Annotated in this window: 31 protein-coding genes and 1 pseudogene; 20 read left to right on the top strand and 12 right to left on the bottom strand. The window is 67.3% G+C overall.

Annotated features, from left to right (window positions below):
- Positions 1-35: 35 nt before the first annotated feature.
- Positions 36-572 carry a TetR/AcrR family transcriptional regulator gene (locus ABW16_RS16900; RefSeq protein WP_047320345.1) on the top strand — a complete coding sequence of 179 codons (537 nt, stop codon included), beginning with the start codon at positions 36-38 and terminating at the stop codon, positions 570-572.
- Here the strand turns inward: ABW16_RS16900 and ABW16_RS16895 are convergent.
- Positions 569-1,909 (bottom strand): FAD-binding oxidoreductase, encoded by a 1,341-nt coding sequence (locus ABW16_RS16895; RefSeq protein WP_047320404.1) that lies wholly within the window; start codon positions 1,907-1,909, stop codon positions 569-571. The two genes, ABW16_RS16900 and ABW16_RS16895, sit on opposite strands and share 4 nt — an antisense overlap.
- A 72-nt stretch (positions 1,910-1,981) precedes the next feature.
- Between ABW16_RS16895 and ABW16_RS16890 the strand changes: the two genes are divergently transcribed.
- The 4 genes and pseudogenes from ABW16_RS16890 to ABW16_RS26070 all read left to right on the top strand — a co-directional run bounded on the left by ABW16_RS16890 (position 1,982) and on the right by ABW16_RS26070 (position 4,028).
- Complete coding sequence (locus ABW16_RS16890) at positions 1,982-2,881, top strand: alpha/beta hydrolase (RefSeq protein WP_047320344.1); 900 nt, start codon at positions 1,982-1,984, stop codon at positions 2,879-2,881.
- A gap of 223 nt (positions 2,882-3,104) precedes the next feature.
- Positions 3,105-3,281: pseudogene (locus ABW16_RS26925) on the top strand (type II toxin-antitoxin system Phd/YefM family antitoxin); the annotation flags it as partial.
- A gap of 89 nt (positions 3,282-3,370) precedes the next feature.
- Positions 3,371-3,772, top strand: a complete 402-nt coding sequence (locus ABW16_RS16880) for a type II toxin-antitoxin system VapC family toxin (RefSeq protein ID WP_052956954.1) — start codon at positions 3,371-3,373, stop codon at positions 3,770-3,772.
- Positions 3,741-4,028, top strand: coding sequence for a hypothetical protein (locus ABW16_RS26070; protein ID WP_131721514.1), 288 nt, complete (start codon positions 3,741-3,743; stop codon positions 4,026-4,028). Before ABW16_RS16880 ends, ABW16_RS26070 begins: the two co-directional genes overlap by 32 nt.
- A gap of 9 nt (positions 4,029-4,037) precedes the next feature.
- Here ABW16_RS26070 and ABW16_RS16875 read toward each other — a convergent pair whose 3' ends face one another.
- A complete protein-coding gene (locus ABW16_RS16875; RefSeq protein WP_047320342.1) occupies positions 4,038-4,685 on the bottom strand; it encodes a TetR/AcrR family transcriptional regulator in 648 nt (215 codons plus the stop codon).
- Between the two features lie 133 nt (positions 4,686-4,818).
- Between ABW16_RS16875 and ABW16_RS25465 the strand changes: the two genes are divergently transcribed.
- Together ABW16_RS25465 and ABW16_RS16870 are read left to right on the top strand one after the other, a co-directional pair.
- Positions 4,819-4,962 carry a hypothetical protein gene (locus ABW16_RS25465; protein ID WP_095173665.1) on the top strand — a complete coding sequence of 48 codons (144 nt, stop codon included), beginning with the start codon at positions 4,819-4,821 and terminating at the stop codon, positions 4,960-4,962.
- A 103-nt stretch (positions 4,963-5,065) separates the two neighbouring features.
- The gene (locus tag ABW16_RS16870) at positions 5,066-5,881 is read left to right on the top strand and encodes a tyrosine-protein phosphatase (RefSeq protein ID WP_047320402.1); all 816 of its coding nucleotides are present in this window, start codon (positions 5,066-5,068) and stop codon (positions 5,879-5,881) included.
- Positions 5,882-5,915: 34 nt separating this feature from the next.
- Here ABW16_RS16870 and ABW16_RS16865 read toward each other — a convergent pair whose 3' ends face one another.
- From ABW16_RS16865 to ABW16_RS16855, 3 genes are all read right to left on the bottom strand, one after another.
- Positions 5,916-6,776: an SDR family oxidoreductase gene (locus tag ABW16_RS16865; protein WP_047320341.1), complete on the bottom strand. Its 861-nt coding sequence runs from the start codon at positions 6,774-6,776 to the stop codon at positions 5,916-5,918.
- A gap of 83 nt (positions 6,777-6,859) precedes the next feature.
- On the bottom strand, positions 6,860-7,798 hold the full coding sequence (locus ABW16_RS16860) for a class I SAM-dependent methyltransferase (protein WP_047320340.1): 939 nt from the start codon (positions 7,796-7,798) through the stop codon (positions 6,860-6,862).
- 66 nt (positions 7,799-7,864) lie between these two features.
- Positions 7,865-8,461: a TetR/AcrR family transcriptional regulator gene (locus ABW16_RS16855; protein WP_233424802.1), complete on the bottom strand. Its 597-nt coding sequence runs from the start codon at positions 8,459-8,461 to the stop codon at positions 7,865-7,867.
- A 169-nt stretch (positions 8,462-8,630) separates the two neighbouring features.
- Here ABW16_RS16855 and ABW16_RS16850 point away from each other — a divergent pair, with 169 nt between their 5' ends.
- Positions 8,631-9,221 (top strand): TetR/AcrR family transcriptional regulator, encoded by a 591-nt coding sequence (locus ABW16_RS16850; RefSeq protein WP_047320338.1) that lies wholly within the window; start codon positions 8,631-8,633, stop codon positions 9,219-9,221.
- Here the strand turns inward: ABW16_RS16850 and ABW16_RS16845 are convergent.
- The gene (locus ABW16_RS16845; RefSeq protein ID WP_047320401.1) at positions 9,208-10,134 is read right to left on the bottom strand and encodes a DNA-3-methyladenine glycosylase family protein; all 927 of its coding nucleotides are present in this window, start codon (positions 10,132-10,134) and stop codon (positions 9,208-9,210) included. The two genes, ABW16_RS16850 and ABW16_RS16845, sit on opposite strands and share 14 nt — an antisense overlap.
- A 64-nt stretch (positions 10,135-10,198) precedes the next feature.
- On the opposite strand from ABW16_RS16845, the gene ABW16_RS16840 reads away from it, so the two are divergent.
- Positions 10,199-10,588: a nuclear transport factor 2 family protein gene (locus tag ABW16_RS16840; RefSeq protein WP_047320337.1), complete on the top strand. Its 390-nt coding sequence runs from the start codon at positions 10,199-10,201 to the stop codon at positions 10,586-10,588.
- Positions 10,589-10,603: 15 nt separating this feature from the next.
- Here ABW16_RS16840 and ABW16_RS16835 read toward each other — a convergent pair whose 3' ends face one another.
- Genes ABW16_RS16835 through ABW16_RS16825 form a run of 3 tightly spaced genes read right to left on the bottom strand, consistent with a single transcriptional unit; the run spans position 10,604 to position 12,512 of the window.
- Positions 10,604-10,999 carry a DUF427 domain-containing protein gene (locus ABW16_RS16835; RefSeq protein WP_047320336.1) on the bottom strand — a complete coding sequence of 132 codons (396 nt, stop codon included), beginning with the start codon at positions 10,997-10,999 and terminating at the stop codon, positions 10,604-10,606.
- Positions 10,996-12,009: an NAD-dependent epimerase/dehydratase family protein gene (locus tag ABW16_RS16830; RefSeq protein ID WP_047320335.1), complete on the bottom strand. Its 1,014-nt coding sequence runs from the start codon at positions 12,007-12,009 to the stop codon at positions 10,996-10,998. The genes ABW16_RS16835 and ABW16_RS16830 overlap by 4 nt, the downstream gene beginning before the upstream one ends.
- Positions 12,006-12,512: a nuclear transport factor 2 family protein gene (locus ABW16_RS16825; protein ID WP_047320334.1), complete on the bottom strand. Its 507-nt coding sequence runs from the start codon at positions 12,510-12,512 to the stop codon at positions 12,006-12,008. The genes ABW16_RS16830 and ABW16_RS16825 overlap by 4 nt, the downstream gene beginning before the upstream one ends.
- A 133-nt stretch (positions 12,513-12,645) precedes the next feature.
- On the opposite strand from ABW16_RS16825, the gene ABW16_RS16820 reads away from it, so the two are divergent.
- Genes ABW16_RS16820 through ABW16_RS16790 form a run of 7 tightly spaced genes read left to right on the top strand, consistent with a single transcriptional unit; the run spans position 12,646 to position 18,562 of the window.
- The gene (locus tag ABW16_RS16820) at positions 12,646-13,185 is read left to right on the top strand and encodes a VOC family protein (protein WP_052741261.1); all 540 of its coding nucleotides are present in this window, start codon (positions 12,646-12,648) and stop codon (positions 13,183-13,185) included.
- Between the two features lie 11 nt (positions 13,186-13,196).
- Positions 13,197-14,030: an enoyl-CoA hydratase/isomerase family protein gene (locus ABW16_RS16815; protein WP_052956953.1), complete on the top strand. Its 834-nt coding sequence runs from the start codon at positions 13,197-13,199 to the stop codon at positions 14,028-14,030.
- Positions 14,027-14,680 (top strand): TetR/AcrR family transcriptional regulator, encoded by a 654-nt coding sequence (locus tag ABW16_RS16810; protein WP_047320333.1) that lies wholly within the window; start codon positions 14,027-14,029, stop codon positions 14,678-14,680. Before ABW16_RS16815 ends, ABW16_RS16810 begins: the two co-directional genes overlap by 4 nt.
- Positions 14,681-14,696: 16 nt before the next feature.
- On the top strand, positions 14,697-15,809 hold the full coding sequence (locus tag ABW16_RS16805) for an alpha/beta hydrolase (protein WP_047320332.1): 1,113 nt from the start codon (positions 14,697-14,699) through the stop codon (positions 15,807-15,809).
- The gene (locus tag ABW16_RS16800) at positions 15,809-16,975 is read left to right on the top strand and encodes a cytochrome P450 (protein WP_047320331.1); all 1,167 of its coding nucleotides are present in this window, start codon (positions 15,809-15,811) and stop codon (positions 16,973-16,975) included. Before ABW16_RS16805 ends, ABW16_RS16800 begins: the two co-directional genes overlap by 1 nt.
- Positions 16,976-16,992: 17 nt before the next feature.
- Positions 16,993-17,511 carry a peptide-methionine (S)-S-oxide reductase MsrA gene (gene msrA, locus ABW16_RS16795; RefSeq protein WP_047320330.1) on the top strand — a complete coding sequence of 173 codons (519 nt, stop codon included), beginning with the start codon at positions 16,993-16,995 and terminating at the stop codon, positions 17,509-17,511.
- A gap of 10 nt (positions 17,512-17,521) precedes the next feature.
- A complete protein-coding gene (locus ABW16_RS16790) occupies positions 17,522-18,562 on the top strand; it encodes an alcohol dehydrogenase catalytic domain-containing protein (RefSeq protein ID WP_047320329.1) in 1,041 nt (346 codons plus the stop codon).
- Between the two features lies 1 nt (position 18,563).
- On the opposite strand, the gene ABW16_RS16785 is transcribed toward ABW16_RS16790, so the two are convergent.
- On the bottom strand, positions 18,564-19,931 hold the full coding sequence (locus ABW16_RS16785; RefSeq protein WP_047320328.1) for a cytochrome P450: 1,368 nt from the start codon (positions 19,929-19,931) through the stop codon (positions 18,564-18,566).
- A 115-nt stretch (positions 19,932-20,046) separates the two neighbouring features.
- On the opposite strand from ABW16_RS16785, the gene ABW16_RS16780 reads away from it, so the two are divergent.
- Entirely contained in the window at positions 20,047-20,649 is a 603-nt protein-coding gene (locus ABW16_RS16780) for a TetR/AcrR family transcriptional regulator (protein ID WP_047320399.1), read from the top strand.
- Position 20,650: 1 nt separating this feature from the next.
- Here ABW16_RS16780 and ABW16_RS16775 read toward each other — a convergent pair whose 3' ends face one another.
- Positions 20,651-21,742: a fatty acid desaturase family protein gene (locus ABW16_RS16775; protein WP_047320327.1), complete on the bottom strand. Its 1,092-nt coding sequence runs from the start codon at positions 21,740-21,742 to the stop codon at positions 20,651-20,653.
- Between the two features lie 17 nt (positions 21,743-21,759).
- Positions 21,760-22,815 carry a ferredoxin reductase gene (locus tag ABW16_RS16770; protein ID WP_047320326.1) on the bottom strand — a complete coding sequence of 352 codons (1,056 nt, stop codon included), beginning with the start codon at positions 22,813-22,815 and terminating at the stop codon, positions 21,760-21,762.
- Between the two features lie 69 nt (positions 22,816-22,884).
- On the opposite strand from ABW16_RS16770, the gene ABW16_RS16765 reads away from it, so the two are divergent.
- The 3 genes from ABW16_RS16765 (at position 22,885) to ABW16_RS16755 (ending at position 26,228) form a co-directional block, all read left to right on the top strand.
- Positions 22,885-23,610 carry a TetR family transcriptional regulator gene (locus tag ABW16_RS16765; protein WP_047320325.1) on the top strand — a complete coding sequence of 242 codons (726 nt, stop codon included), beginning with the start codon at positions 22,885-22,887 and terminating at the stop codon, positions 23,608-23,610.
- 3 nt (positions 23,611-23,613) lie between these two features.
- Entirely contained in the window at positions 23,614-24,663 is a 1,050-nt protein-coding gene (locus tag ABW16_RS16760) for a DUF4185 domain-containing protein (protein ID WP_047320324.1), read from the top strand.
- Positions 24,664-24,827: 164 nt separating this feature from the next.
- Positions 24,828-26,228, top strand: coding sequence for an alkaline phosphatase family protein (locus tag ABW16_RS16755; protein WP_047320323.1), 1,401 nt, complete (start codon positions 24,828-24,830; stop codon positions 26,226-26,228).
- Positions 26,229-26,256: the final 28 nt, after the last annotated feature.

Raw genomic sequence — 26,256 nt, 5'->3', positions numbered from 1 at the left:
GTGACACTCTCGCTATTTTTTGTAAAGTCTCCGCTATGACCCGCAGCACGGTGGACGGCCCCGACAGCTCGACCCGGCAGCGGATCCTCGCGGCCACCGCCGAGGTGCTCGGGCGCAATGGCATGACCAAGCTCAGCTTGTCCGAGGTGGCCTCCCAGGCTGGGGTCTCGCGCCCCACCCTGTATCGATGGTTCCCGTCGAAGGAAGATTTGGTCTCGGCGTTCTCCCGCTACGAGCGGCACATCTTCGACAGCGGGATCGCCCGTGCCACCGACGGACTGAAGGGCACCGAAAGGCTCGACGCCGCACTGCGTTTCATCGTCGACTATCAGCACTCGTACACGGGCGTGCGGATGATCGACATCGAGCCCAAGCATGTGCTCGCCGACTTCTCCCGCATCATCGTGCCGATGCGCGAAGGTCTGCAGCGGATGCTGACCGGACCGGACGCCGCGGTGAAGGCGGCGGCCGCGATCCGGATAGCCATCTCGCACTACATCATTCGCAGCGACGACTCCGAGCAGTTCCTCGCCCAGCTGCGTCAGGCCGTCGGCATCAAGCACCGCGACTAGTCGAAGAGCACCGCGGCATTGAGGTAGCCGGTCGGATCGAACGCTGCCTTGATCGTCCGCATCGCGGCGATATCGTCCGGCCCGCGTGACATCGTCAGGTAGGCCCGCTTGCGGCTGCCTACCCCGTGTTCGGAACTGACGTTGCCGCCGCAGTCGGCGATCAACGCCATCATCGCCGCGTACAACTCGGGTTCGGCCGCCGCCGAGCACCGCAGCACGTTGAAGTGCAGGTTGCCCTCACCGATATGGCCGAACAGCACCGGAAGAGCCTCCGGTGCATGCTGGCGCACCACCGCGCTCGCCGCCTTGGCGAATCCGGCGACGGCCGCCAGGGGCAGGGACACGTCGAACTTCAGCGGCGGCCCGAATGCACCCAACACGTCGGCGACCGCCTCACGCACCCGCCACAGCCGCTGTTGGGTCGCAAGGTCCACGCCCACCGCCGGCTCGTCGCAGCACCGCACCTGCGCCAGCAGGTCGGCGAGGCGATCGGCCTGGTCGGCGTCGCCGGTCAGTTCCACCAGCAATAACCAGTCACCCCGCACCGGGGCGGCGATCCCGAGCCGCTCCCCGGTCAGCGCCGCGACGCGGGCGTCGATCAATTCCAGCGTCGCGATGCCGTCGAGGTCGCGAAAGATTCGGGCCGCGTCGACCAGGGCCTTCAGCTCCGCGAAGCCGCAGACTGCCGTGACCCGGTGCGATGGACGGGGATGCAGCCGCAGATCCAGTTCGGTGATCACGCCCAGGGTTCCTTCGGCCCCGACGAAAAGTGCCGGCAGGTTGTAGCCGGTGTTGTCGGAGCGCACGGCGCTGTGTCGGTGCAGCAGGTTGCCGTCCGGCAGGGCCACCCGCAGGCCGATGACCTGCTCGCCCATGTTGCCGTAGTGCACGGTGTACAGCCCGCCGGCGTTGGTCGAGGCCATTCCGCCGACGGTGGCGGTGTCCCGGGAGGTCAGATCGACACCGAAGATCAGCCCGGCATCGGCGGCCGCCCGCTGCACCGCCGCCAGCGTGGCACCCGCCCCCACCGTCACCCGGCGCTCGACGACGTCGACCGCACCGACGGTGTTCAGCCGCTCGGTGGACAGCAGTACGTCGTCGTGTTCGGGGACGGTGCCGGCCACCAGCGAGGTGCGCCCGCCCTGGACGGTGACGTGCGCGCCGCCGTCGCGACAGAGCCGCAGCACCGCGGCGACTTCCTCGGGCGACCCGGGCCGCACCAGCGCACTCGCTCGGCCCCGGTAACGGCCGGTGTAGTCGACGCTGCGGCCGGCCAGCACGTCGGGATCGTCGGTGACATAGGCGGGACCCACCGCCTCCGCCAGATTCTGAATCAGGCTCCGAAACTGGCTTTGAGTCACCGCCCCGGTCACGAAGCCGGTTTACCACACACCGGGCTACCTTTAGGCATGGCTACCCGCGAAGACGTCTCGTTTCGATCCGGCGCCGACCGCATCAGCGCCTGGCTGTACCGCCCCGACAGCGCCGGCCCAAAGGGCGCCCCGCTTCTGGTCATGGCGCATGGCCTGGGCGCGGTGCGGACCATGCGCCTGGATGCCTACGCCGAGCGGTTCGCCGCGGCCGGTTACGCCTGCCTGGTGTTCGACTACCGCAACTTCGGCGACAGCGACGGCGCTCCCCGCCAGCTGCTCGATGTGGGTATGCAGCTGGCGGACTGGTCTGCCGCCGTCGACTTCGCGCACACCCTGGCCGGCGTTGACCGCAACCGGATCGGCATATGGGGTACGTCATTCGGCGGCGGCCACGTGATCGCCACCGCGGCGCGACTGCCGGTGGCGGCGGCGGTGGCGCAATGCCCGTTCACCGACGGGATCGCCTCGGCGCGCACCATTCCGCCGTTGACCACGGCGCGGATCAGCGTGCTGGCGTTGCGGGATCTGGCCGCCGCACGGCTCGGTAATCCCCCGGTGATGGTGGCCACCGCCGGCCGCCCCGGCGACGTCGCCCTGATGAGCACGCCCGACTCCTACCCGGGCTACCTGAAGCTGGTCCCGGAGGGGCAGACCATCCGCAACGAGGTCGCGGCGCGGATCGGGATGAAGATCCTCACCTACCGTCCGGGCCGGCTGGCGGCCAAGGTGTCCTGCCCGATTCTGTTCTGCGTCTGCGACACCGACTCGGTCGCCCCGCCCGGACCGACGCTGCGCTACGCCGCGAAGGCGCCCCGCGGCACGGTCAAGAGATACCCCGAGGGCCACTTCGACATCTACGTCGGCGACGCCTTCGAGCGGGTGGTCGCGGATCAGCTCGAATTCCTGGATCGCAACCTCAAGACCGCGGGGGTCTGAGCCGAAGTCTTCCGACCGAACTCATCGCCGGCGGTGCCGCCAGCAAGCCCCTGTCGCCGCCGACTTCCCCTGGGGACCGACTCACCCCTGCAAGGTCAGCTACCTATGCCGTGACGGTGAATCCGCAGGTGGCAGGGATCAGCCCGGCAGAGCGAGCTAACAGCTCCGACCCGTCATGAGCCTACCCCCGTCTCGGGTCCAACATCGTAGACAAATGTAGACAATTCGCTGGTACGCTGACTTCGTGAAGTCGATTTCCGTTGGTGAACTGCGCCAGAACCCTGCTTCGATGATCGCCGACCTCGAAAGGGGCGAGCCGTACGCGCTGACCCGTCACAACCGCCGGATCGGCACAATCGTTCCCGCTGTCTCGTCGGCGGCCCTTATTCCCCGGAAGGCTGGCGGGCCCGCACGTACCGGCACGATCGCCCGGCATGACCTCACCACGGCATCGACAATCGATGAACTTCTCGACGAGGAAAAGGGCTCGTGGTGATATACCACTATCTCGACAGCTCTGTCGCAGTACGCATCATGCTCGGCCATTCGGCGTCAGCGGCCCAATGGTTCGACAGCACGACCGGTAGAGACGATGAGCGCGTCGTCTCCTCACGCATCCTCCGCACCGAGATCACTCGCGTGTTGCGGCGGGAGAGCTTGCCGGTAGCCGATCGCGACCAGATTCTGGACTATGTCGACACGATCCCGCTCGACCACGCCGTATTGCAGGAAGCGGAAGCAATCATCCCTCACCTTCGCACGCTTGATGCCATTCATCTCGCGTCGGCGTTGCGCTCCGGCCTCGATGATCTTGTGATCACCACGCATGACGGGGCTATGAAGTCCGTGGCTGTGGCACTTGGGTTCCGGATCGCCGATCCGGTGGAATGACGCCCTCCACCCCGACGGCACCATCGACCGGCGATCGCCCACCGGACACAACTACACCACTCGGCCCGGCCGTCGCCTGCTGTTCCCCACCCTGTGTCTGCCCACCACGTCGCTGCCGGCCACCGCGCCACCTTCGGATCGGGGACGTGAGGTCATGATGCCCACGCGCAAGAACACCCGCGCCCAGGACCGACTCCGGTGCATCGAGGCCGAGCGCGCCCACAACCTCGCCCGCCGCGACAGACCTCCCCCGTAGGAAGGCCGCCTACACGCCCAGCGGTGACTCGACCCGGATCGTCTCGTCGCGGATCAACCCGCGCAGCAGTGCCGTGCTGAACTCCGCGGCGATCTCCTTGGCGCTGCGCCGGCCGCTGGGCCGCAACCAGCGGTAGGCCCCCAATGTCATACCGATGTAGCCGAGCGCCAGCACGTGCGAGTCGCACGGGTAAAACTCGCCGCTGGCGATACCGCGGTCGATCAGGCCATGCACGTGCTCGTAGACCTGGGCTTCCTTCTCCCGGACCTCGGCGACCTGCTCCTCGGTAAACCACTCGGTGATGTAGGGCTGCTCCTGGAAGTAGACCGCCGCGCCCTCGGGATTGACCGCGATCTGGTCGAGCAGACGCACGGTGTACTGGTACAACGCCTCGCGTGCGGTCCACGACGGATCGTCGTGGACAGCCGCCAGCGTCCGTTCCGCGGCCTGCTGGTAAATGTCATAGAGGATCAATGACTTGCTGGCGTAGTAGTGGTAGACCGTCGCCTTGTTCAGCCCCACCACGTCGGCGACATCGTCCATGCGGGTGCCGTGGTAGCCGCGGGCGGCGAACAACTTGGTAGCGACCGCGAGCAACTCCTCGCGACGAGACGGGCTCTGGGACGATCCCCCCGGCGTAGCCTTGCCGTTTGCCATGTCCCTCACTCTTCGGCCAGGCCGGTGTCATCGGCGTGTCAATCAACTGGTTGGAAGGATTCTAGGCAGTCCGCTGTTACGGCGTTGACGGGCCGACTAAACTGGTGGAAATCCAAACTAAGGGGTTGACGACATGGGTCCTGGTTACGGTTACGATCCGAATCCGGATTACGAGCTGAGCGACGAGGCCGAGTTCTTCTTCAAGTACCTCACGTGGGGTCTTCGTGGCGTCGACGGTGGCGGCGGCTACCCCCCGCAGAACTACCCGCCGATCTAAACGGCCACAACGAACCTCGCTGGCGACCCCTGATTCACGCGGATCAGGGGTCGTTTCACGTCTGATCCGCAGCGCTGCCAGCGTGGTGTCCTATCGTGGCCGAGTGACCTCCCAGCCGAATCTGCCCGGGGCGTGGAATTTTCGCGATGTTTCGCAGACTACCGGCGCGCTGCGCCCGGGTCGCTTGTTCCGGTCCAGCGAACTGAGTCGCCTCGAGGAACAGGGCCGCGAAGAACTGCGGCGGCTCGGGGTGGCTGACGTGGCCGACCTGCGATCTCCGCGCGAAGTCACCCGCCGGGGCCCAGGGCTGGTGCCCGACGGTGTCGGCATCCACCTGCTGCCATTCCCGGATCTGGCCGGTGACCAATCACCGGACAGCTCGGCTCCGCACGAGGATGCGTTCCGCAACATGATGGCCGAGAAGCCCGACGAGGATTCCGCCGCCGACGTCGCCGCCCGCTACATGCTCGAGGAGTACGAACGCTTCCCCACGCTCGCCGGATCCCGCCGGGCGGTGCAGCGGGTGGTGTCGCTGCTGGCAGAAGGCCGGCCGGTGCTGACCCACTGCTTCGCCGGTAAGGACCGCACCGGCTTCGTCGTCGCGGTGGTGCTGCGGGCGGCCGGGGTGGACCGCGATGCCGTCATCGCGGACTATCTGCGCAGCAACGCCGCGGTGCCGGTGTTGCGTGACCGGATCATGGAGATGATCCGGTCACGGCCCGAGGCGGAGATCACCCCTGAGGTGCTGACCTTCACCGAAGCGCGCCTCTCCGACGAGGTGCTCGGTGTGCGCGCTGACTACCTGGATGCCGCCGAACGCTCGATCGAGGAGAACTTCGGCTCCCTCGACGGCTTCCTGCGGGCCTCCGGAGTCACCGATGCCGACCGAGACGGGCTGCGCGGCGCGCTGCTCGGCTAGGAGCAGCGCGCCACGTCCCGAATCCGGCCGGCCGCTACAGCGAGAAGCTGGCCGACTTGGCCGCCGAAAGGTCGGTGATCGTCGACCACTGCGCCGCGATCTCCTCGACCGACGGCGGGTTCTCAAAGGTGGCGCCGGCGTTCTCGAACAGCGCCGTCCGCTGCACCTTGCCGCCGCCGGCGATGAACACCGAGCCGGTCTCGGCGACCTCTTCGGTGCACAGGTAGGCGACCACCGGTGCGACGTATTCGGGCTTCAGCTTGGCCAGCACCTCCGGCGGCAGGATGTCCTCGGTCATCCGGGTCGCCGCGATGGGGGCGATCGCGTTGGCCTTGATGTTGTACTTGGCGCCCTCGATGGCCAGCGTGTTGATCATGCCGACCAGGCCGAGCTTGGCCGCACCGTAGTTGGCCTGCCCGAAGTTGCCGAACAGCCCGCTGGTGGAGGTGGCGACGACCACGCGGCCGTAGCTCTGCTCACGGAAGTGCGGCCACGCCGCCCGCACCACGTTGTAGCCGCCGTAGAGGTGCACCTGCAGCACGGCGTCCCAGTTCTCCGACGTCATCTTGTGGAAGGTGCCGTCGCGCAGGATGCCGGCGTTGCTGACCACGCCGTCGACCTTCCCGAACTCGTCGATCGCAGTCTTGATGATGTTGGCCGCGCCATCGGCGTCGGCGACGCTGTCGTAGTTGGCGACGGCCCGGCCGCCGGCCTCCTTGATCTCAGCGACGACGTGGTCGGCCATGTTGTGCCCGGCGCCGGTGCCGTCGCGGGCACCCCCGAGATCGTTGACCACCACGCAGGCCCCTTCGCGGGCCAAGGTCAGGGCGTATTCGCGGCCCAACCCACCACCGGCTCCGGTGACGACGACAACACGATCCTGCACTCCGGACATCAGTTTCCTTCCTCGATTCGATCCAGGCCTTCCCTGTATACGGGGGATGAATCGAGTCCGCTATGTCGGGTCGGGTATGCGGGTCAGGTACGCACCGCAGTGACGAACTCGGAGAACGCGTCCGCGTCGTCCGTCACCGACACGTCCACCCAGCGGTTAAGCCGGCGCATCTCCGCGGTGGAGGGTTGAGAGGCGGCCCGCCAACCGTGCTCGTCGAGCCATCCCCTAACCGGCGCGCGGTCCTCGTCGGAATAGATCAGATCCTGGATGTCCACGCTCTGCGTCAGGCCCATCGTCTCCGCGATCTTCTTGAACCGCTCCGACATCTGCTGGCGCCGCTCGTCGCTGCGGTGGTTACCCGCGGTCTCCGCAGCAATCCGGCTGCCCGGAGCACTGAGCGCGGTGATCTGGTCGAACAGCCGGTCCTGGCCGTCGGCCGGCAGGTACATCAGCAGTCCCTCGGCCAACCATGCGGTCGGGGCCGCGGGGTCGAAACCGGCGGCGGTCAACGCGGCCGGCCAGTCCTGTCGCAGGTCAATGGCCACCGCGCGGCGCTCTGCCGCCGGCGTCACATTGTTGGCCGCCAGGGTCTGCTCCTTGTAGGCCAAGACCTTCGGCTGGTCGATCTCATAGACGACGGTGCCGGCCGGCCAGTCCAGCCGGTAGGCCCGAGAGTCCAGTCCGGATGCCAGGATCACCACCTGGCGGATACCGGCTGCGACCGCGTCGGCGAAGAAGGCGTCGAAGAAGTGGGTGCGGACCGCCTGGTAGTTGCGCATGTGGTGATACACCGCGGCCACCTCGGCGTCGATGGCCTCCACCTTGTCGACCAACGCGTCGTCGAGCAGCATCTCCCAGATCCCGGTGCCGGCACCGGCGACCAGAAGCTCGGCGTACGGGTCATTGATCAGCGGATCGGCGCTGGCGGTCTCGGACGCGCGGGCAGCGGCCACCATTACCGCCGTCGAGCCGACACTGGTGGCGATATCCCAGGTGTCGTCGTGGGTACGGAGTGCGCTCATCGGGTTACCTCGTTTGGTCGCGGCCGGTGTCGCACGCCATCCTACCGATGAAAGTTAGCCGGGCTATTAACTTTTTCCGTCGGCTGGCTGACGCAACTGCCAGAGTTCCTGGGTCAACAGCGCCTGCAGCGTGGCGACCACCCCCGCCGAGGTCGCCTGATTACCCACCAGCGAGACATAGAACGCGACTCCCCACCACACGGCCAGCAGCATCTCGGTCAGCTCACCGATCCCGGAGTTCGTGACCAGCTCTCCCCGGTCGACGGCGTCGGTGAGCGCTTCGGCCAGAAACGCCCGGGGCGGGCCTTGGATGTCGCCGACCAATGACTTCAACACCGGGTCGCGCTGGGCATCTACCACCGCGGTGACCGCAAACGCCGCCACCGTGCGGTCTTCTTCGCCGAGCTGAGCGAACGAGACAATGATGGAGGAAAGCTGTCCGATCAGGGTGGACTCGGTGCGCGCCTGTTCGACGGCGCGCTCGAACAGGGTCGCAGCCTGCGTAAGAACCGCCTGATAGAGCAGTTGCTTGCTAGGAAAATAGTGGTTGATCGCCGGGCGGGTCAGCTGTGCCCGCTCCGCCACCGCCTGGAACGTCGTTGCGTGGTAGCCGAATTCGCCGAACAACCCGCTGGCGGCCGTGACGATGCGCTCTCTGGTCACGCCAGACCGCGCCCCGCGGGGGCGCCCCACCCTGCGAAATGCCGCATCCCGCACTGGACAAGTGTGGCACGGCACAGCCTCGGACCCGAGAAAAACCGTAATTACCAAGATTCACTTAAGACTCAGCCGCGCTGTATGCCAACTGCGTCCAGCGAACTAAAGTCGACTTATGGGCGCGGTTCTCTCTCGTCAGGCGTACTTCGAGACAGGTCTCGAAGTGCTGTCCGAATTGGGCTACGGCGGCCTCAAGCTCGCCGAAGTGTGCAACCGGCTCGGGGTGACCACGGGGTCGTTTTATCACTACTTCACCAGCTGGCCGGTTTACACCCGTGACCTGGTTCAACACTGGCTGGACGTCCGCACGCTCCAGCACGTGGAGTTCCTACGTGCGATACCCGACCCGCGGCAGCGCCTCGACAGCCTGATCCAGATCGGCCTGACTCTCCCCCACGGGGCCGAAGCCTCCATCCGCTCCTGGAGCTCGGCGGACCCGCGTGTGCATGCCGTGCAGGCCGAGGTGGATCAGCAACGCTTCGACGTTCTCTTCGAGTCGGCACTGGAAGTCCTCCATGACAAGCGGCAGGCGCAACTGTTCGCAAACTGGGCGATCTATCTGCTGATCGGTTACGAGCAAGCCCTGTTGCCGCGCGACACCTCCACGTTCGAGTGGATCGCCGCACAGTTGCTCGATGCACTCGACTCCGGAAGGTTTGCCACGGCGACCGACGCCCAGCCCGGCAAGCCGTCTACAGCGAGCTGATCCGCTGCAGGGCCAGTCGCGGCCCGCGTCGTTTGCTGACGGCGAGCCCGCTTTCGATCAGCAACCGCACCACCCGGTGCCGGTGCGGCCGCATCGGCTCGAGCAGTTCGACCATGGCTTCGTCGGTGAACGGCTCGTCGAGCGGCAGGCCGAGCAGCGTGCGGCCGATCATCGTCGCAAGGTGATAGTCGCCCACCGACAACGCATCGGCATCACCGAAGGCGCGCTGCGCTGTTTCGGCGGCGGTCCACTCGCCGACGCCGGGCAGCGACATCAGTGCCGCCCGGGACTCCGCGGCCGGGCGGGCCACCAGCCGCTCCAGGGCAGCCGCCCGCCCCGCGCAACCGACGATGGTGCGGGCCCGTCCGCCATCAACGTTGGCGCGATGGAACTTCCATGACGGGATGGTCCGCCAGGTCTGCGCCGACGGCGGCACCCGCATTCGCGACGGCGCCGGGCCGGGAGCCGGCGAGCCGAACTCGGTGACCAGCAGCCGCCAGGCCCGAAAGGCGTCGGCTCCGGGCACCCGCTGCTCGAGCACGGCCGGGACGAGCGCCTCGAGCACCCGGCCGGTTCGACCCAACCGCAGGTGCGGCACGCGCCGATACGCGGCGGCCACCGTCGGGTCGGTGGGCGCGAAGTCGGCCGCGTCGTCGTGGACGCCCAACAAGCCCGGTGCGCCGTCAAGGAACTCCGCGGCCCCGGCACCCCAGGCCGCGCAGTCCACCGCATCGGGCGCCACCTGGATGATGCACGCCGTCACCGGCCCGCTGGGCATCAAGCTGGTTCGCCAAATGGCACCGTCGACGAATTGCAGGCAGGGGTCGCCCGGCCCGCGGCGCAGCGGGGCCAGCGTCAGCGCGGGGCTGGCCGGGCCGGGAAAAGCGACGGTACGACGAAGCGAATTACTGATGACGCGATCATAAGGATCTCCCGTCCTCGTTGACCGCTCCGCGCCGCGCGGCCACGATGGACAAATGGCCACCCCGTTCGACGATCCGCAGGCGGAATTGGCGTGGATGTTTCTCCAAGGCATCTGCGGCGACGACGACCTGGACGATATTTTTGCGCTGGTCAGCGACGACTTCACCTGGTGGAGCATCCTGACCCGCCAGGCCGTCGACAAGGACGAGCTGCGCTTGGAAGTCGAACAGCGGCGACTCGGCCTGCGGATCAACCTGGAGCTGGTCCGGTGCATCAACGAACACGAGACCGTGGTGATCGAGGCGCTGGGCGACTGTCACGCCGCCGACGGCTCGCACTACGACAGTCCGCTGGCGTACATCGTCGACACCCAGGACGGACGGATCGTCTCAGTGCGCGAGTACACCGACACCCGGTTCGCCGGGCAATTGCTGGGCCTGTAGAAGGGCTGGTAAGCCTCAGCCTCCGGCGATGCTGATGTCGGCCTTGTCGGGGTAGAACGCAACGTGCCCGGCGATCGGCGCAACGGCCGGAAATGGCTGCTCATAGGTCCAGATCGCGTCGGCGACGCATCGGCCGGCCGCGGTGGTGACGCTGTAATAGGCGGCATCGCCCTTGAACGGACAGTAGCTGGTGGTCTGTGTGCGGGTCAGCAGATCGGTCTTGACATCCGCCAGCGGAATATACTGCACCGCAGGATGATTCGATTCCTGCAGCGTCAGTGCGTCGGCGGTGTCGGCGATGATCTCGCCGTCGATCCGTACCGTGACCTGGCGCCCGGTCGGGGTCACGGTGATCGGGTAGTCGGCAGTCGGGGTGTGAATCGGACGTCTGCCTGAATGGCCGTGTGTCATGCCGGGGTACCTCGCTTCTTGGCGTCACGCAGTTTCATCCAGAAACGCGCCGCCTCCCGGATCGATTCCTCAACCGGTCGTGGTTGCCAGCCGAGCTCGCGCACCGCCTTGCTGTGATCGACCGGGGCTTCGGCGCGCATCATCCGCACCGACTTCAAGCTCAGCTCGGCGTCCTTTCCGGTCAGGCTCGCCCGCATGCTGCCCAATGCCCCCAGCGCATACAGCGCTGGCACCGAGATCGAACGCGACGGCGCGGGCATACCTGCTTCGTCGGCCGCGATCTTGACCACGTCCTGCAGCTGGATCAGCCGCTCGGAAATCAAGTAGCGCTGGCCGTTGCGTCCACGCTCGGCGGCCAGGATCATCGCGCGGGCGGCGTCGTCCACTCCGACCACCTCCAGCTCGATCCCTCGCATCAGGAACGGCAGTTTGCCGAACACCGCCCCGGCGATGAAGGCCCCGTGCGGGGTCCGGCCCCAGTCGCCGTCGCCGTAGGTGGTGGACACACACATCGCGACGGCAGGCAGGCCGGATTCGGCGGCACTGCGCAGCACCAGCTCTTCGGCCTGTACCCGGGACTGGACGTAGGGCGTGAGTCCGCGCGGGTTGATGATGTCGTCCTCGGTGGCGACGTGACCGCGGCGCCGGCCCACCGTGGCGTAGCTGCTGGTGAACACGAAGCGGTGCAGGTCGGCGTCTTTGGCAACTGCCAGGACATTGCGCGTGCCCTCGACGTTGGTGTGGAACAACGGGCTCGGGTCGCGCAGCCAGGCGCGGGTGTCCACGACGCAGTAGTAGACGTCGTCGCAGCCCGCCATCGCCTCGGCCAGGGTGGCGGAGTCGAAGATGTCGCCGTGGAACCGAGTGACGTCGAGGTGGTCGATGGCGATGGTGTTGGCGCTCGGGCGCACCATCACCCGCACGTCTTCGCCGGCGTCGACGAGCTGGCGGGTGACGTGCGACCCCAGGAACCCGTTGGCCCCGATGACAAGCTTGGGCTTGCCGCTCACGCGTTGCCTCCGAACTGCTGCATCCAGGCCGCCGCTTCGTCGTCGAGGGTGCCGAGTTCCTGGGCTTTGCGGCACCATTTCATGGTCGCGGCCACGAAGCGCAGCGGGTTGTAGATGTCCTCCTGGCGGCACCACAGACCGTCGCCGGCGTAGGTGACGATCGAGATGTTGGTGGCACTGATGATGGTGCCGTCGCCCGGGTCGCGCATCGGGTTGTCCAGTTCGCAGATGATGCGCCCGCCGTCCTCGTCGATGACCGACCACAGTGCCGGAAACTCGGTCATGTAGCTGCCCGGGAACGTCGACATGGTCTTGCGGATCCAGCTGCGCACTTCATCACGGCCGTGCATGGTGCCCATCGCGTGCTCGACGTATTCGACGTCGGGGGTGTAGTGCGCCACCCAGGCGTCCCAGTCCTTGGTCTCGGCGGCACGGGCGACGGTCTGCTCGAACACATCGAATGCGGCCGCGAGTTCCGCGCGGCTGAACTGCGGTTTCGTCATGCCAAGAACTAGAACACGTTCTAGCGAGGTTGTCGAGGGTCCGCGCCCAGAATCGAATCTGGGTTTATATTCACCGGCAGTGCTACGGTGGCGCCGTCGGCCCGCCGCGGGCCGTGAGGAGGTTCGGTAGCCAGTGACGTCCCCCAAGCCCGCCGTCGGCCTGCACCACGCGGCCTACGCCTGCGCCGACCTGGAAGCGACCAATCACTTCTACGAAGACCTGCTGGGCCTGCCGCTGGTGCACACCGAAGTCGAGCACCTGCAAGAAGGCTTCTTCCGGCATGTGTTCTACGACCTCGGCGACGGCTCGTGCATCGCGTTCTTCGACCTGCACGGCGTCGGGGAGAAGCCCGACTGGTCCAGCTCGTTGTCACGTCCGAACGGACTGCCGGTGTGGGTGAACCACTTCGCATTCCGGGCCACCGAGGAGAAGCAGAACGAAGTCCGGGCGCGGATGGACGCCGCCGGCATCAAGGCGCTGATGGACGTCGACCACGGCTGGTGCCACTCGCTGTACTACCTGGACCCCAACGGCATCATGATCGAGCTCTGCCGCGACACCCCCGGGTTCGAACCCGACCCGGAGCAGGCGCACAAGTTGCTGAACAGTACCGAGCGAGCCGCTGACCCCAAGGTGGTCACGTCGAAGACGACCACCACCCAGCTCGGCTGAGCCGGGCACTCATGGGTCTCGATTCCCTGACGTCGCTGACGGTCACCCAGGACGGACCGGTGGCCCGGGTAGGTATCAGCCACGGCGAGATCAACCTGATGGACGCCACCATGATGGGCGACCTGTGGCGACTGGTGAAGTGGCTGCGGTCACCCGCCGGGCGCGACGTCCGGGTGGTGGTGCTGGAAAGCGCCAACCCCGACTTCTTCATCGCCCACGTGGACCTGGCGCTGCTGGCCGCCTCGGTCGAGAACACCGAGGCTGAGGTCGGCTCCTTTCAGGACCTGGTCGGCGCGTTCCGGGCCCTGGACCAGGTCACCATCGGGGTGGTCGCCGGGCGGGTTGCCGGCGGCGGGATGGAGCTGCTGGTCAACCTCGATCTGCGGTTTGCGGTCACCGGCCGGGCGGTGTTCAACCAGGTCGAGACCGGAATCGGGGTCATCCCGGCCGGTTCAGGTCCGCAGCACCTGCTTCACCTGCTGGGGCGGGGCCGAGCACTGGAGGTCATCCTCGGTCACGACGACCTCGATGCCGGCCTCGCCGAACGCTACGGGCTGGTCAACCGGGCGTTGGCCCCCGACGACGTCGCGGCTTTCCTCGACCGGCTGGTGAAGCGCATCGCCACGGTGCCGCTGGCCGACATCGCCGATGTCAAGGCCACCCTGGCCGCCCCGGACGTCGCCGCGGGACTGGCCGTCGAGCGTTCGGCGTTCGCCCAGATGCTGGGCCGCGGCACGGCGCTGCCCAAGATGCAACGCTTCCTGGCCGCAGGCGGCCAGACGCCCCAGGGAGAACGCCGACTGGCCGACCTGGTGGCCGACCTGGACCGGACGGAACCGGTATGACGTCCGCGGACGGCGGGGCCGCGGAGGGGTCGGCCACCCGCCCCACCGTCCGGGGCCGCGACACCCAGGCCCGCCTGGAGCAGGCCGGCCGTGAGGTGATCGCCCGCAAGGGCTTCTTCAAGACGACGATCACCGACATCACCTCGGCCGCCAGACGCTCGCCGGCGTCGTTCTACCACTACTTCGAATCCAAGGAAGACCTGCTGGCGTCGCTGGCCGAGGACTTCCGGGCCTCGGCCAAAAGCCGTGCGGTACAGGCCTTGCACCCGGGCCAGGATCTGCGGGAGATCATCGAGGAATCCGTGCGGGCGCACTGGGAGACCTACCGCGAACATCTCGGGGTCATGGTCGGGGTGTTCCAGCTGGCGATGATCAACGACGAGTTCGCCCAGCGCTGGCGGGACATGTGCGCCGACGCGATCGACTGGGTGGCGCAGACGGTGCGGATGGCGCAGCGCAAGGGCTACGCGCCCGACGCAGACCCGGAACTGGTCGGGTCCGCCATCGTCGCCATGCTCAACCACTTCACCTATGTCTGGCTGGTGGCAGGCGGCGACGTCGCGGGCCGCGAACTGGACGAAGAAGCAGCGATCAAGACGCTCACCGACACCTGGTATCGCTCGGTGAGCTGGCGCAATCAGGGTTCATGACCAAAGGAGTAATGCAGTGGCGGTAACCCGCGAATTCGTTTCGCTCACTTCGGCATCGGCGGGTGTGAACCCCGCCGGCTATCACCCGGCCCAGGGGCTGTACTGGACCCCGGCCGGCGTCAAGCCGAAGGTGGCGGTGATCGCCAGCCACTACAACGTGGACTTCGCCGAGCACTACCTGGCGCCGCTCATGGCCGAACGCGGCTACGGCTTCTTGGGTTGGAACACCCGGTATCGCAGCGGCGAGTCGTTGTTCCTGCTCGAGCACGCACTGCTCGATATCGCGGCCGGGGTGCAGTGGCTGCGCGAACAGGCCGGCGTCGAGACGATCGTCCTGCTCGGCAACTCCGGCGGTGGCTCGTTGATGGCCGCCTACCAGTCGCAGTCTGTGGACCCGCACATCACCACCGTCGGCGGCGGCCCGGTACCCGACGCGTGCAACGCACTGCCGCCCGGCGACCTGTACGTGTCCACCCAGGCACACGCCGGGCGCCCGGAGGTGCTGACCGCGTGGATCGACCCGTCGGTGACCGACGAGACCGACCCGCTGTCCTGCGACCCGTCGCTGGACATGTACGCCGAGCAGAACGCGCCGCCCTACACCCCGGAATTCATCGCCCGCTACCGCCAGGCCCAGCGCGACCGCAATGACCGGATCACCGCGTGGGCGCAGGCGGAACTGAAGCGACTGAAGGCCGGCGGCACCTACGACCGCTCCTTCTCGGTGCATCGAGTGTGGGCGGACCCGCGCTACCTGGACCCCTCGCTCGACCCGTCGGACCGCCCGCTCAACCAGTGCTACCTCGGTGACCCGCGACGGGCCAACCGCGCGCCGTACAACATCGCCGCGCACTGCACACTGCGGACCTGGCTGTCTATGTGGAGCCTGCAGACGTCGTTCTGCCAGGGCACCCCGCACCTGGGCCGGATCACGTTGCCCTCCTTGGTGATCCAGGGCACCGCGGACACCGGTGTCTTCCCCAGCGATGCTCACCACATCCACGACTCGCTGGCCAGCACCGACAAGCAGCTCCATTTCATCGCCGGCGACCACTATCTGGAGCAGCCGACGGACAGCCGCACGGTCTGCGCGGATCTGGTGGCGTCCTGGATCGCTGAACGCACCTGATGGGCGCGCTCGACTTCGATTTCCGCGACCCGGAGCTGCACGTCGATCCCCTGGCGTATCAGCGCCGGTTCGCCGAAGCCGAACCGGTGCACCGCAGCAGCCAGGGGCTGTGGGTGCTGACCCGCTACGCCGACGTGCTGGCGATGCTGCGTGACGAGCGGGCGAGCACCGACCGGCGAAACCTGTACCGCAGCAAGCTCGATCCGGGCCGCCCGTACCTGACCCACGTGGAACACAACCTGTTCTACCGGTCCGGTGACGACCACCGCCGGCTGCGGGCCCCGCTGTCCCGGGCGTTCACGCCGCGGGCGCTGGCCTCGTTCGAAGCCGAAGTCGCCGCCCGGGCCCGGTCTTTGGCGGCCGGGCTGGATCCGGCCGGCTTCGACCTGGTGGCCGAGTTCGCCAAGCCGTTGCCGCTGGGGGCCATCGCCACCCTGCTGGGGGTGCCCGACAGCGAACTGGACAACCTGGCGACCTGGTCGATGGCGCTGATCGCGGCCCTGGAGCCGGCGGCGCCTCGCACCGTGTTCGCTGCCGCGGACGACGCCGCCGCCGGGATGAAGGCTTTGCTCGCCGATCTGCTGGAGCTGCGCCGCGCCGATCCCGGCCACGACCTGCTGTCCGTGGTGGCCACCAGCGGGCTGCCGCTGTCCGACGACGAGCTGCTGCACAACGCCATCTTCTTGCTGTCGGCCGGCCACGACACCACCACGGCCGTGCTGACCGGCGCGGCCGCGCTGCTGATCGAGCAGAGCGAGCAACGCGGCCTGTTGGCCGACTCCCCGCACGCCGTCGACGAACTGGTCCGGATGATCAGCCCGGCCCTGATGATCTCCCGGGTGGCCAGCGCGCCGATCGAGATCGGCGACACCGTGATCGACACCGGCGCCCCGATCCTGCTCGGGCTGGCGGCCGCCAACCGCGATCCGGCGGTGTTTCCCGACCCCGACCGGCTCGACCTGGCCCGGTCGCAGACCGGCCATCTGGGATTCGGGTTCGGTCCGCATGTCTGCCTGGGCGCCCCGCTGGCCCGGATGCAGATCCGGTTGGGCCTGCTCGCCCTGTTCGACCGATTTCCCGAGTTGACCGAGCAGGCGCCGCCGCACCGGGAGCCGAGCGCGGTGTTGACCAGCTACCGTTCCTATCCGCTGGCGGGTCACGGATAGCTGCGGATAATCGGGGCATGACCAATTACCAGAGAGCGATCCTGGCCGGCGGCTGCTTCTGGGGCATGCAGGACCTGATCCGCAAGCAGCCCGGCGTGGTGAGCACCCGCGTCGGCTACACCGGCGACCCCAATGTCCCGAACGCCACCTACCGCAACCACGGCACTCACGCCGAGGCCATCGAGATCACCTACGACCCCGCGGCGACCGACTACCGCAGCCTGCTGGAGTTCTTCTTCGCCATCCACGACCCGACCACGCGTAACCGGCAGGGCAACGACGTCGGGACCAGTTACCGCTCGGCGATCTTCTACCTCGACGACGAGCAGCGCCAGATCGCACTGGACACCATCGCCGACGTGGAGGCCTCCGGCCGCTGGCCGGGCAAGGTGGTGACCGAGGTCAGCCCCGCCGGCGACTTCTGGGAAGCCGAACCCGAGCACCAGGACTACCTGGAGCGGTTCCCGGGCGGCTACACCTGTCACTACATCCGGCCGGATTGGCAGCTGCCGCGCCGCGCCGACTCCAACCGGTAGCGACGCCATCGTGCGGGCGGTCAAACTGGTCTCCCCCGGGACGCTGCGCCTCGAGGCGGTCGACGTCGGTGATCCCGGGCCGGGCGAGGTCCGGGTGAAGATCGCCGGCGCGGGCCTGTGCCATTCGGATCTCCATGTCCTGGAGCTCGGTGACCGGTGGCCGGTCTTCGGCGGCACCATCGGCCATGAGGGCGCAGGCTGGGTCGACGCGGTCGGCCCGGGGGTGCAGGGCTTCTCCGGCGGCGAGTCCGTCATCGTGGCACTGGTGTGGGGGTGCGGGCACTGCCGTGCCTGCATCGAAGGCCGCGAGAACGCCTGCCAGGTCAATGGCAGCCGGACCGCGTTCCCGACGACGCCGGGCCTTGGCCCGGACGGGGCGATGGCCGAGTACATGCTGGTGCAGGCGCAGTACCTTGAGCGAATCGGCGATTTGGACCCGGTCACCTCCGCCCCGCTGGCAGACGCGGGCGTCACACCGATGCACGCCATCAATTCGACACGCCATCGTCTCAACGCAGGCGCCACCGTTGTTGTCGTCGGGATCGGTGGCCTGGGACATCTCGGGCTGCAGATCCTCAAGTCCACCACCGGCGCCCGAATCATCGCCCTCGACAACGATCCGGTGAAGCTGCGTGCCGCCGAAGAACTCGGCGCCGACCTGGTGTTGCAGGGTGATCCCGCTGCCGCGCAACAGGTTCTCGACCAGACCGGCGGATACGGCGCCGACGTCATCATCGACTTCGTCGGTGCGCAATCGACCGTCGATTTCGCGACCCGCGCCGTCGCCCCGGAGGGCCTGATCCAGTTCGTCGGGCTCGGAGGTGGTCGAATGACGTTCGCGGCCGACGTAGACGGTGAGTCGCTGCCGTGGGGCGTCTGCGTGCAACGTTCCTACGCCGGCACCCGGACGGACCTGCTGCAGGTCATCGCGCTCGCCCAACAGGGCAAGCTGCACGTCGAGACGGTGACCTATCCCCTGACGGACTTCCAGCGAGCCTTCGACGACCTCTCGGCCGGAACATTCGTCGGCCGCGCCGTCCTGGTGCCGTAACTCACTGCTGCTCAGGGCCGTTCGCCCGGCGGCGCACCGTGATCCGGCCGCCGTTTTTCGGGGTGAAGGCCACGCCGCGGGAGTGGAACTTCTCCCCGGGCGCTGTGGTGTGCTCGATGGTCAAGCGCTCCAACACCGTCCGCAACACCACGTCCATCTCCAGGTTGGCGAACGTCGAGCCCGGGCAGCGCCGGGTGCCGCCGCCGTAGGGCATCCACTCGAAAGCCGAGGGGCTGCCGGCGACGTAGCGCTTGGGGTCGAACCCCTCCGGGTCACCGAAGGCGGCGGGGTTCTGGTGGACCTGGTTGATCGCGACGATCACCGAATAGCCGCGCGGAATCACCCACTCACCGATCTGGATGCTGGGCGCGTAAACATGTCGTCCGGAAAAGTCGATCACGGTGCGCACCCGCTGCACTTCGCGAATCGTGGCGCGCCGCAACGTGTTCCCGCCCGCGTCCACCTCGGCGGTCAGTTCGTCGAGGAGTTCCGGGTAGCGGCTCAGCCGCTCGAAGACCCAGGCCATGGTCGATGCCGTGGTCTCATGTCCGGCGGCTAGCAGCGTCAGCAACTCGTCGCCGATCTCCTGGCGGGTCATCTTCGTGCCGTCCTCGTAGGTGCTGCTCAGCAGCAGGGTCAGGACGTCGGTGCGGTTCTCGAAGTCGGGATCGGAACGGACATCGGCGATCAGCTTGTCCAGGACGACCTCGTACTCGGCACGCCAGGCGGCCAACCGGCCCCACGGCGTGAACCGGCCGTAGGAGCGGATCGGAATCGGCAGCGCCGCCAGCCGGGAGCCGAGCGTCACCCACTTGGGCAGGCCGACCCGCAGCTTGTCCAGTTCGGCGCCTTCGGCTCCGAAGATCGCCCGCAGGATCACATTGATGGTGATCCGGTTCATCGGACGCAGGGTTTCGAAGGGTTTCCCGATCGGCCAGGTGGCGATCTCACGCAGGGTCTCCTCGACGATGATCTGCTCGTAGGCCCGCACCCTCTTGCCGTGGAACGGCGGGCTCAGCAGATTGCGCCGCCGCCGGTGTGCCGCACCGTCGAGGGCGAACACCGAACCCGCTCCGAGGATCCGCGACAGGTTGGGCTGGACGTTGCCGAGGTCTTCCGGGTTGGTCAGCAGCACCTGCCGGGCCAGTTCCGGGTCGGTGACGATAACCGTCGGCCCGAACATCGGAACGTCGACGGTGAAGGCGGCGCCGTATTTACGGGTCAGGCGTTGCAGCACACGGCGCCGGGACAGGATGAACAGCACGCCCGCGGTGAACTTGGACCCGCGCGCGCCGGGGGGCAGGTTGATGGCCGGTGAATCCGGGGTCTTGACGGTGTCCGCGGCCGTGCTGGCAACCGTGTGGGTCATGCGACGCCTCCCGACGTGAGATCTGGTACCGATGCGTACCAATGCTTGCGGGACACGGTACTCTTTAGTACCAACAAGTGGCAAGGCTCACGTGCGGGGAGGTGCGGCGATGACGATGCCTGCGATCGATGTCCCGGAGACCGCTGCTGCCGACCCCTTCCGGCGCCGGTTGCTCGACGGGCTGGCCGACTCGATCGCCGAGCGCGGCTACCGGGCCAGCACCGTCGCCGAGATCGTGCGCGCGGCCCGCACCTCCAAACGCACCTTCTACGACCACTTCGCCAGCAGGGAAGAGTGCCTCCTAGAACTGCTGCGCGTGGACAACGAGGAGTTGGCGCTGCGGATCCGGGCGGAGGTGGATCCGCAGGCCGATTGGCAGGTCCAGATCCGCCAGGCGGTGCAGGCCTACGTGGACCAGATCCGGGCCCGGCCGGCGATCACGCTGAGCTGGATCCGTGACATGCCGTCGCTGGGCGAGGTGGCCCGCCCGGCGCAGCGCCGCGGTCTGGAGCTGATGTCGAACCTGCTGATCGAGCTCAGCGGCAGTCCGGGGTTCCGCCGGGCGAACCTGCCGGCGCTGAGCCCGGCGCTGGCGGTGATTCTGCTGGGCGGCCTGCGGGAGCTGACCGCGCTGGCCGTCGAGGACGGCGACGACATCGGCGTGATCACCGAGCCGGCCATCGACGCGTCGATCGCGCTGCTGGGCCCCCGGGCCTGACTCAATTCCAGGGCAGCGCCAGCTTGCAGATCTTGCGGACAACACTGCCGAACTGCTTGAGCAGCGGTCCGGTGTTGTAGGGCACCCCATAGCGCTCGCAGATCTCGCGCACCTGCGGCGCGATCTCGGCATACCGGTGTGCCGGCAGATCGGGGAACAGGTGGTGTTCGACCTGGAACGACAGGTTGCCGGTCAGGATGTGGAACCACTTGCCGCCGGTCAGGTTCGCCGAACCGAGAATCTGGCGGAAGTACCACATGCCGCGTGACTCGTTCTCGGTCTCCTCGATCGTGAATTCCTGTGTGCCGTCAGGGAAGTGCCCGCAGAAGATGATCGTGTAGGCCCACACGTTGCGCATCAGGTTGGCGGTCATGTTTCCGGCGAACACCAGTGGCGCGAACGGCCCAGCCAGCAGCGGGAACGCGACGTAGTCCTTGAGGGTCTGCCGGCGCACCTTCTGCCAGGTCTCGCGGAGCATCTCCTTCTTGTCGGCGAACCCGATCTCGCCGGCCCGGATGCGTTCGGTCTCCAGTTCGTGTACCGCGACGCCGTACTGGAACAGCACCATCAGCAGGAACGCGTACAGCGGGTTGCCCAAGAAGTAGGGCTCCCAGGGCTGCTTCTCGCTCATCCGCAGGATGCCGTAGCCGACATCGCGGTCCATTCCGACGATGTTGGTGTAGGTGTGGTGCATGTAGTTGTGCGAGTGCCTCCACTGATCGGCGGGGCAGGCGGTGTCCCACTCGAAGTGCTTGCCGTACAACGCCGGTTCGCCCATCCAGTCGTACTGGCCGTGCATGACGTTGTGGCCGATCTCCATGTTGTCGAGGATCTTCGACAAGCCCAGCATCACAGTCCCGGCCAGCCATGCCGGCGGGATGATGCTGAAGAAGAGCAGGGCACGTCCGCCGACCTCCAAGGTGCGCTGCGCCTTGATGATCCGATGGATGTAGTCGGCGTCGCGTTCCCCGAGGTCTTCGAGGACACGCTGCCGCAGGGCGTCGAGTTCGGCGCCGAACTCATCGAGCCGCGAGGGCAGGTCGACGCGCGGGGCTTCGAGGACTTCGGTCGCTTCGAGGACTGGTGCTGACATGGTTGGCTCCTTTGGGTTTACAGGTCGATTTCGACGTCGCCGACGGGCACCGACACGCAGATCTGGATGTCTTCGCTCTCGGCGGTGGAGATCGCTCCGGTGATCAGATTGCGCACCGTGCCAGCGGTTTTGCGGCAGGTGCAGCTGTGGCAGATGCCCATTCGGCATCCGCTCGCCGGTTGCAGACCGGCCGATTCGGCCTGCTCCAGCAGGGGCCGGCCGTCGTCGACGACCGAGATGGTGCTGCCGAGGAAGCTCACCCGCCCACCGGACGGGTCGGCCGGCACGGCGAACTCCGGCGGCACGAAGCTCTCCGAGATCGCGTCGGGACACTGTTCCCGCACCGCCGCCACCAGGGCCGGCGGCCCGCACACGTACACCGCGTCGGGGTTGGGCATGGCGGCCCGCAGATGCTCCGCACTGAAATGGCCCTGCAGGTCGCCGTGTTCGCTGGCACGGGTGTAGCCGTGCAGCACCTGAACTCGGCGTATTTCGGCGAGTTCGTCGTGGTAGCAGGCTTCGTCGCGACTGCGCGCGTAGTGGATGAACGTCACCCGGCCGTCGTAGCGCTCGGCGATCAGCGTGCGCAGCATCGACATCACCGGGGTGATACCGCTGCCACCCGAGATCAGCAGAATCCTGCGCGGACGGATGGCCGGAAGCACGAAGTCACCGCCGACCTTCTCCAGTCCGACGACCATGCCGGGCTGCGCGTTGCGGTACAGGTGCTCGGAGACCAGGCCCCCGTCATGGCGGCCGATGGTGAGCTCGAGGAGCCGTTGGCCCTCGGCGCTTGCCGGCGAGTAGCACCGGGTGCGCCGGCGCCCGTCGATGTCGACGGACAGGTTGACGTGTTGGCCTGCCTTGAAGCCGGGAAACGCGTCATTGGGCTCGAGGAGCAGAGTCACGCTGCGCGGGGTGGAGCGCCAGACGGCGACCACCCGGGCGCGGGCGTCGTTGCGGGTCCACGTCGGCGACACCAGTTCGGTGTAGCGGTCGACCCCATGGGGACCGGTGAGCAGGTCGACCAGGCTGGAGCCCAGTACCCGCCGCGTCAAAGTTTGAGTGAACATATGTACACAGTGAACACTTGTTTACGACCAGTCAAGGGCTATTCGCCCGTTGTGTTACGCTTCACAACAGTGAACAGTCGTACGCCGAATTCACGGTCCGGGCGCACGCGGCCACCCCGGCCCGAACGTCCGCCGCGTCCCGAGCGGCCTCCGCGTCCAGTTCGGACCGACGGTCCGGAACGGGTTTCGCGCGAGGAGCGCAAGGAAGCCACCCGTCGCGCGATCATCAACGCGGCGCTGACCCTGCTGGCCGAACGCAGCTTCAGCGCGCTGAGCCTGCGCGAGGTGACTCGGGCCGCCCACATCGTTCCGGCCGCTTTCTACCGCCATTTCGAGTCGATGGACGCCCTCGGCCTGGTGCTCATCGACGAATCGTTTCGCGCGCTGCGTGAGACACTGCGCGACGCCCGAACCGGCGGTGTGGACCCCAGCCGGGTCATCGAGTCCTCGGTGGAGGTCCTGGTCGACAGCGTGGCCTCCCGCCCCGAATACTGGCGATTCATCAACCGGGAACGCTTCAGCGGGGTGACCGTGCTGCGCTATGCGATCCGCACCGAGATCCGGCTGATCACTTCCGAGCTGGCCACCGATCTGGCACGGTTCCCGGGGTTCAATGCGTGGAGCGCCGAGGATCTCAACATCTTGGCGGGGCTGTTCGTCAACGCGATGATCGTCACCGCGGAGGCCATCGAGGACGCCCCGGACGCCGAGACGCTCGCCGAGATCAAACATGTTGCGGTCAAACAACTCCGGATGATCGCGGTCGCCGCCGGCGGCTGGCGCAGCAAGCCGTGAGCGGTGCACCCCGCCGCGCGGAACGCCCCCGGGAAGCTGGCCGATGTCACCGGCCCGGGGATCACCGACCGGTGGGGCGTGACGTGCGCGGACCTGGGCGCCTCAGTACTGGCCCCTAACGGCACGCTGGTATCGGTGTTCGGCGACACCTTCGCCGGAGAGCGGGTGGGCCAGGGCGATTGGCGGTCGCCGGTGATCCTGATCGGTACCGGCGATGCGGGGCATCGGGTGCGCTACCAACGAGCCGGCGGCACCGATGCGCACTACGCCCGCCAGCTGTGGCACTACCGACACCGCGAACCGGCCTCTCGGCTGGACCGCTACGCCATCAGCACCGTGATCCCGTCAGATCTGCTGCGGGTGGAGCAGATGCTCTACCTGCACGCGATCGTCAACCGCGGGTTCGGCACGGTGGCGTGGACCGAGATCTGGCAATCGGCCGACAGCGGAGTCACCTGGCGCAACATCGGGACGCGGTTCCCCGCGCGGCTGCATCGCGGGTACGCCCAATGCTGGTCCTGGGACTACGACCCCGACGACGGCTGGGTGTATGTGGTCTCGACCGGCTTCCAGCGCGACAAGGGCGTGATCCTGCGGAGGGTGCGCCCCGCCGATATCGGCGATCCCGGCAAGTACTCCGGCTGGGGGTACCGCGGCGAGCGGCGAGCCTGGGGCCGCACCCCGGTGCCCATCACCCCTCCCGGCGAGACATGGGGTGAGCTGTCGCTGCGGCGCCTGGCCCCGCAGACCTGGGTTCTCGGCGGATTCGCATCGTCGCGCTACGCCCTGGGCTACCGGGTGCTGCGCTCCCCCACCTCCGAACTGGCCGAGGCGCCGCTGCAACGACCGCTGCTCGGGAGCACCTGGGACGACGAGGATCACGCGCGAGGCCGCGTCGCGCAGCTCTACGGCGGCTATGTGCTGCCGGGCTCCCGGGTGGATCGCACCGGCGGCGTGGGTCTGATGGTGTCGCAGTGGAACACCGCACACGGGTGGCCATACCGCGTGATGCAGTTCCGTGCGACGTTGCTCAGCGGCGAGAAAGTCCTCTAGCCCGGAGGCGTCGGGCGCCGACGCACCTGGACGGTTAACCCAGATTCCTCAGTAACTTTCTGGGTAAATGAGCGATGCGGGCCATAAAGCTGAATTTTTCCTGGGGGCCAGCTGCTAGCATCGCCGCCAAGTAGTCCGCGTAACTCCGGCGAGGGAAATCGATCGTGACAAAGGTGAAGCAGTTTCTGTGCGGTGCGGCCGTCGCCAGCCTGGTTGCGGGAACCGGAGCGGCGGTAGGGACGCAGGTCGGCCTGTCGACGCTGACCGCCGACTGGATGCTCACCGCCGAGCACGTGTTGCTGATCGGCCTCGACGGCGTCACCCTCTCGAAGGTCCTGGAGTACGCCTATGGCGACGACAGCGGGTTCAAGACGGCGATGGACCAGGGCATTACCGGAACCGCAAGTCTGACCAACCACACCACTCTCTCCGGGCCGTCGTGGTCGACGATCCTCACCGGCGTGTGGGACGACAAGCACGGGGTCTACAACAACCTGTTCCGGCCCGAGCCGTACAACGCGTGGCCGTCGGTGTTCAACCTGATCGAGTACAACAAGCCGGAGATCGACACCACGATCATCAGCAATTGGGAGTACCTCAACCAATTGGCCGACACCGGCGGATACGCGGTCGACAACAACATCTTCGTCCCGGCCGGGGACAGTGCGGCCGACAGCGACGAGCTGGTCACCGCGCTCACCATCGCCCAGATCCTCGGCACGGCCGACAACCCGGATGACATCTCGAGTTTCCTGTTCTCCTACCAGTCGCAGGCCGACCACGCCGGGCACTCGTTCGCCGGCGGGTCGGAAGAATATATGCAGGCCATCATCAATCTCGGGGCCAACATCCAGGAGATCCTGGCCGCGATCGCTCAGGTGCAGGCGATCACCGGCGACGACTGGTCGATCATCGTCACCACCGACCACGGCCACCAGCAGACGGTGACGCTTCCCGGGCTCAGCATCGGCCACGGCTTCCAGTCGCCCAATGAGACAACGTCGTTCGTCATCTTCGATCAAGCCGGTGATAACGCGACCGACGGCAGCCAGAACCTGAACTACTCGATCGCCGACATCACGCCGACGATCTTGTCGCTGTTCGGCATTCCGCTGCGCTCGGACTTCGACGGCGTCTCCATGGCATTCGACCCGACCGTCCTGAACGGCAACGTCACGCCCGTCGACCTCAAGCAAGCCCTCACCGACGCGATCGCGATGTACGGCTACCCGAACATCGGCAACGACCTCACGCTGGGCATCCGGACGGTGTTCGCCTCCATCCCCTACTTCCTCGACAAATTTGTGACCCAGATCGACCAGTACCTGCAGGGGATCGTCGACCAGGACATCTTCGGAATCAGCGCACTGGCCGAGGGCACCCAGTGGCTGGTCAACACCGTCGGCGGGGCGGTGGTCGACTCGACAAACGCCGTGGCCGGGGTGGTCGCCCACCTGTTGGGGTCGGGCGTGATCGCGCCCGAAGACACGCCGCTACCGGCGCCGGGCAGCGCCGAGTTCTCCGACCTGTCTCAACTGCTCAACATCGAGGCCCTGCTGGGCTGATCCGCCGAAACCGACGGCGCCACACCAA

The sequence above is a fragment of the Mycolicibacter heraklionensis genome (assembly GCF_001021505.1).
GTDB lineage: Bacteria > Actinomycetota > Actinomycetes > Mycobacteriales > Mycobacteriaceae > Mycobacterium > Mycobacterium heraklionense.
Note: the sequence above shows the minus strand (reverse complement) of the source record. Positions and strands in the feature narration are given on the sequence as shown.

Bases quoted from the DNA above. Each gene is read 5' to 3' on its own strand.
- ABW16_RS16890 (WP_047320344.1), top strand. From the start codon at position 1,982: ATGGCTACCCGCGAAGACGTCTCGTTTCGATCCGGCGCCGACCGCATC.
- ABW16_RS16865 (WP_047320341.1), bottom strand. From the start codon at position 6,776: ATGTCCGGAGTGCAGGATCGTGTTGTCGTCGTCACCGGAGCCGGTGGT.
- ABW16_RS16850 (WP_047320338.1), top strand. From the start codon at position 8,631: ATGGGCGCGGTTCTCTCTCGTCAGGCGTACTTCGAGACAGGTCTCGAA.
- ABW16_RS16835 (WP_047320336.1), bottom strand. From the start codon at position 10,999: ATGACACACGGCCATTCAGGCAGACGTCCGATTCACACCCCGACTGCC.
- ABW16_RS16810 (WP_047320333.1), top strand. From the start codon at position 14,027: ATGACGTCCGCGGACGGCGGGGCCGCGGAGGGGTCGGCCACCCGCCCC.
- ABW16_RS25465 (WP_095173665.1), top strand. From the start codon at position 4,819: ATGGGTCCTGGTTACGGTTACGATCCGAATCCGGATTACGAGCTGAGC.
- ABW16_RS16780 (WP_047320399.1), top strand. From the start codon at position 20,047: ATGCCTGCGATCGATGTCCCGGAGACCGCTGCTGCCGACCCCTTCCGG.
- ABW16_RS16800 (WP_047320331.1), top strand. From the start codon at position 15,809: ATGGGCGCGCTCGACTTCGATTTCCGCGACCCGGAGCTGCACGTCGAT.
- ABW16_RS16860 (WP_047320340.1), bottom strand. From the start codon at position 7,798: ATGAGCGCACTCCGTACCCACGACGACACCTGGGATATCGCCACCAGT.
- ABW16_RS16775 (WP_047320327.1), bottom strand. From the start codon at position 21,742: ATGTCAGCACCAGTCCTCGAAGCGACCGAAGTCCTCGAAGCCCCGCGC.
- ABW16_RS16875 (WP_047320342.1), bottom strand. From the start codon at position 4,685: ATGGCAAACGGCAAGGCTACGCCGGGGGGATCGTCCCAGAGCCCGTCT.
- ABW16_RS16815 (WP_052956953.1), top strand. From the start codon at position 13,197: ATGGGTCTCGATTCCCTGACGTCGCTGACGGTCACCCAGGACGGACCG.
- ABW16_RS16840 (WP_047320337.1), top strand. From the start codon at position 10,199: ATGGCCACCCCGTTCGACGATCCGCAGGCGGAATTGGCGTGGATGTTT.
- ABW16_RS16900 (WP_047320345.1), top strand. From the start codon at position 36: ATGACCCGCAGCACGGTGGACGGCCCCGACAGCTCGACCCGGCAGCGG.
- ABW16_RS16825 (WP_047320334.1), bottom strand. From the start codon at position 12,512: ATGACGAAACCGCAGTTCAGCCGCGCGGAACTCGCGGCCGCATTCGAT.
- msrA (WP_047320330.1), top strand. From the start codon at position 16,993: ATGACCAATTACCAGAGAGCGATCCTGGCCGGCGGCTGCTTCTGGGGC.
- ABW16_RS16785 (WP_047320328.1), bottom strand. From the start codon at position 19,931: ATGACCCACACGGTTGCCAGCACGGCCGCGGACACCGTCAAGACCCCG.
- ABW16_RS16770 (WP_047320326.1), bottom strand. From the start codon at position 22,815: ATGTTCACTCAAACTTTGACGCGGCGGGTACTGGGCTCCAGCCTGGTC.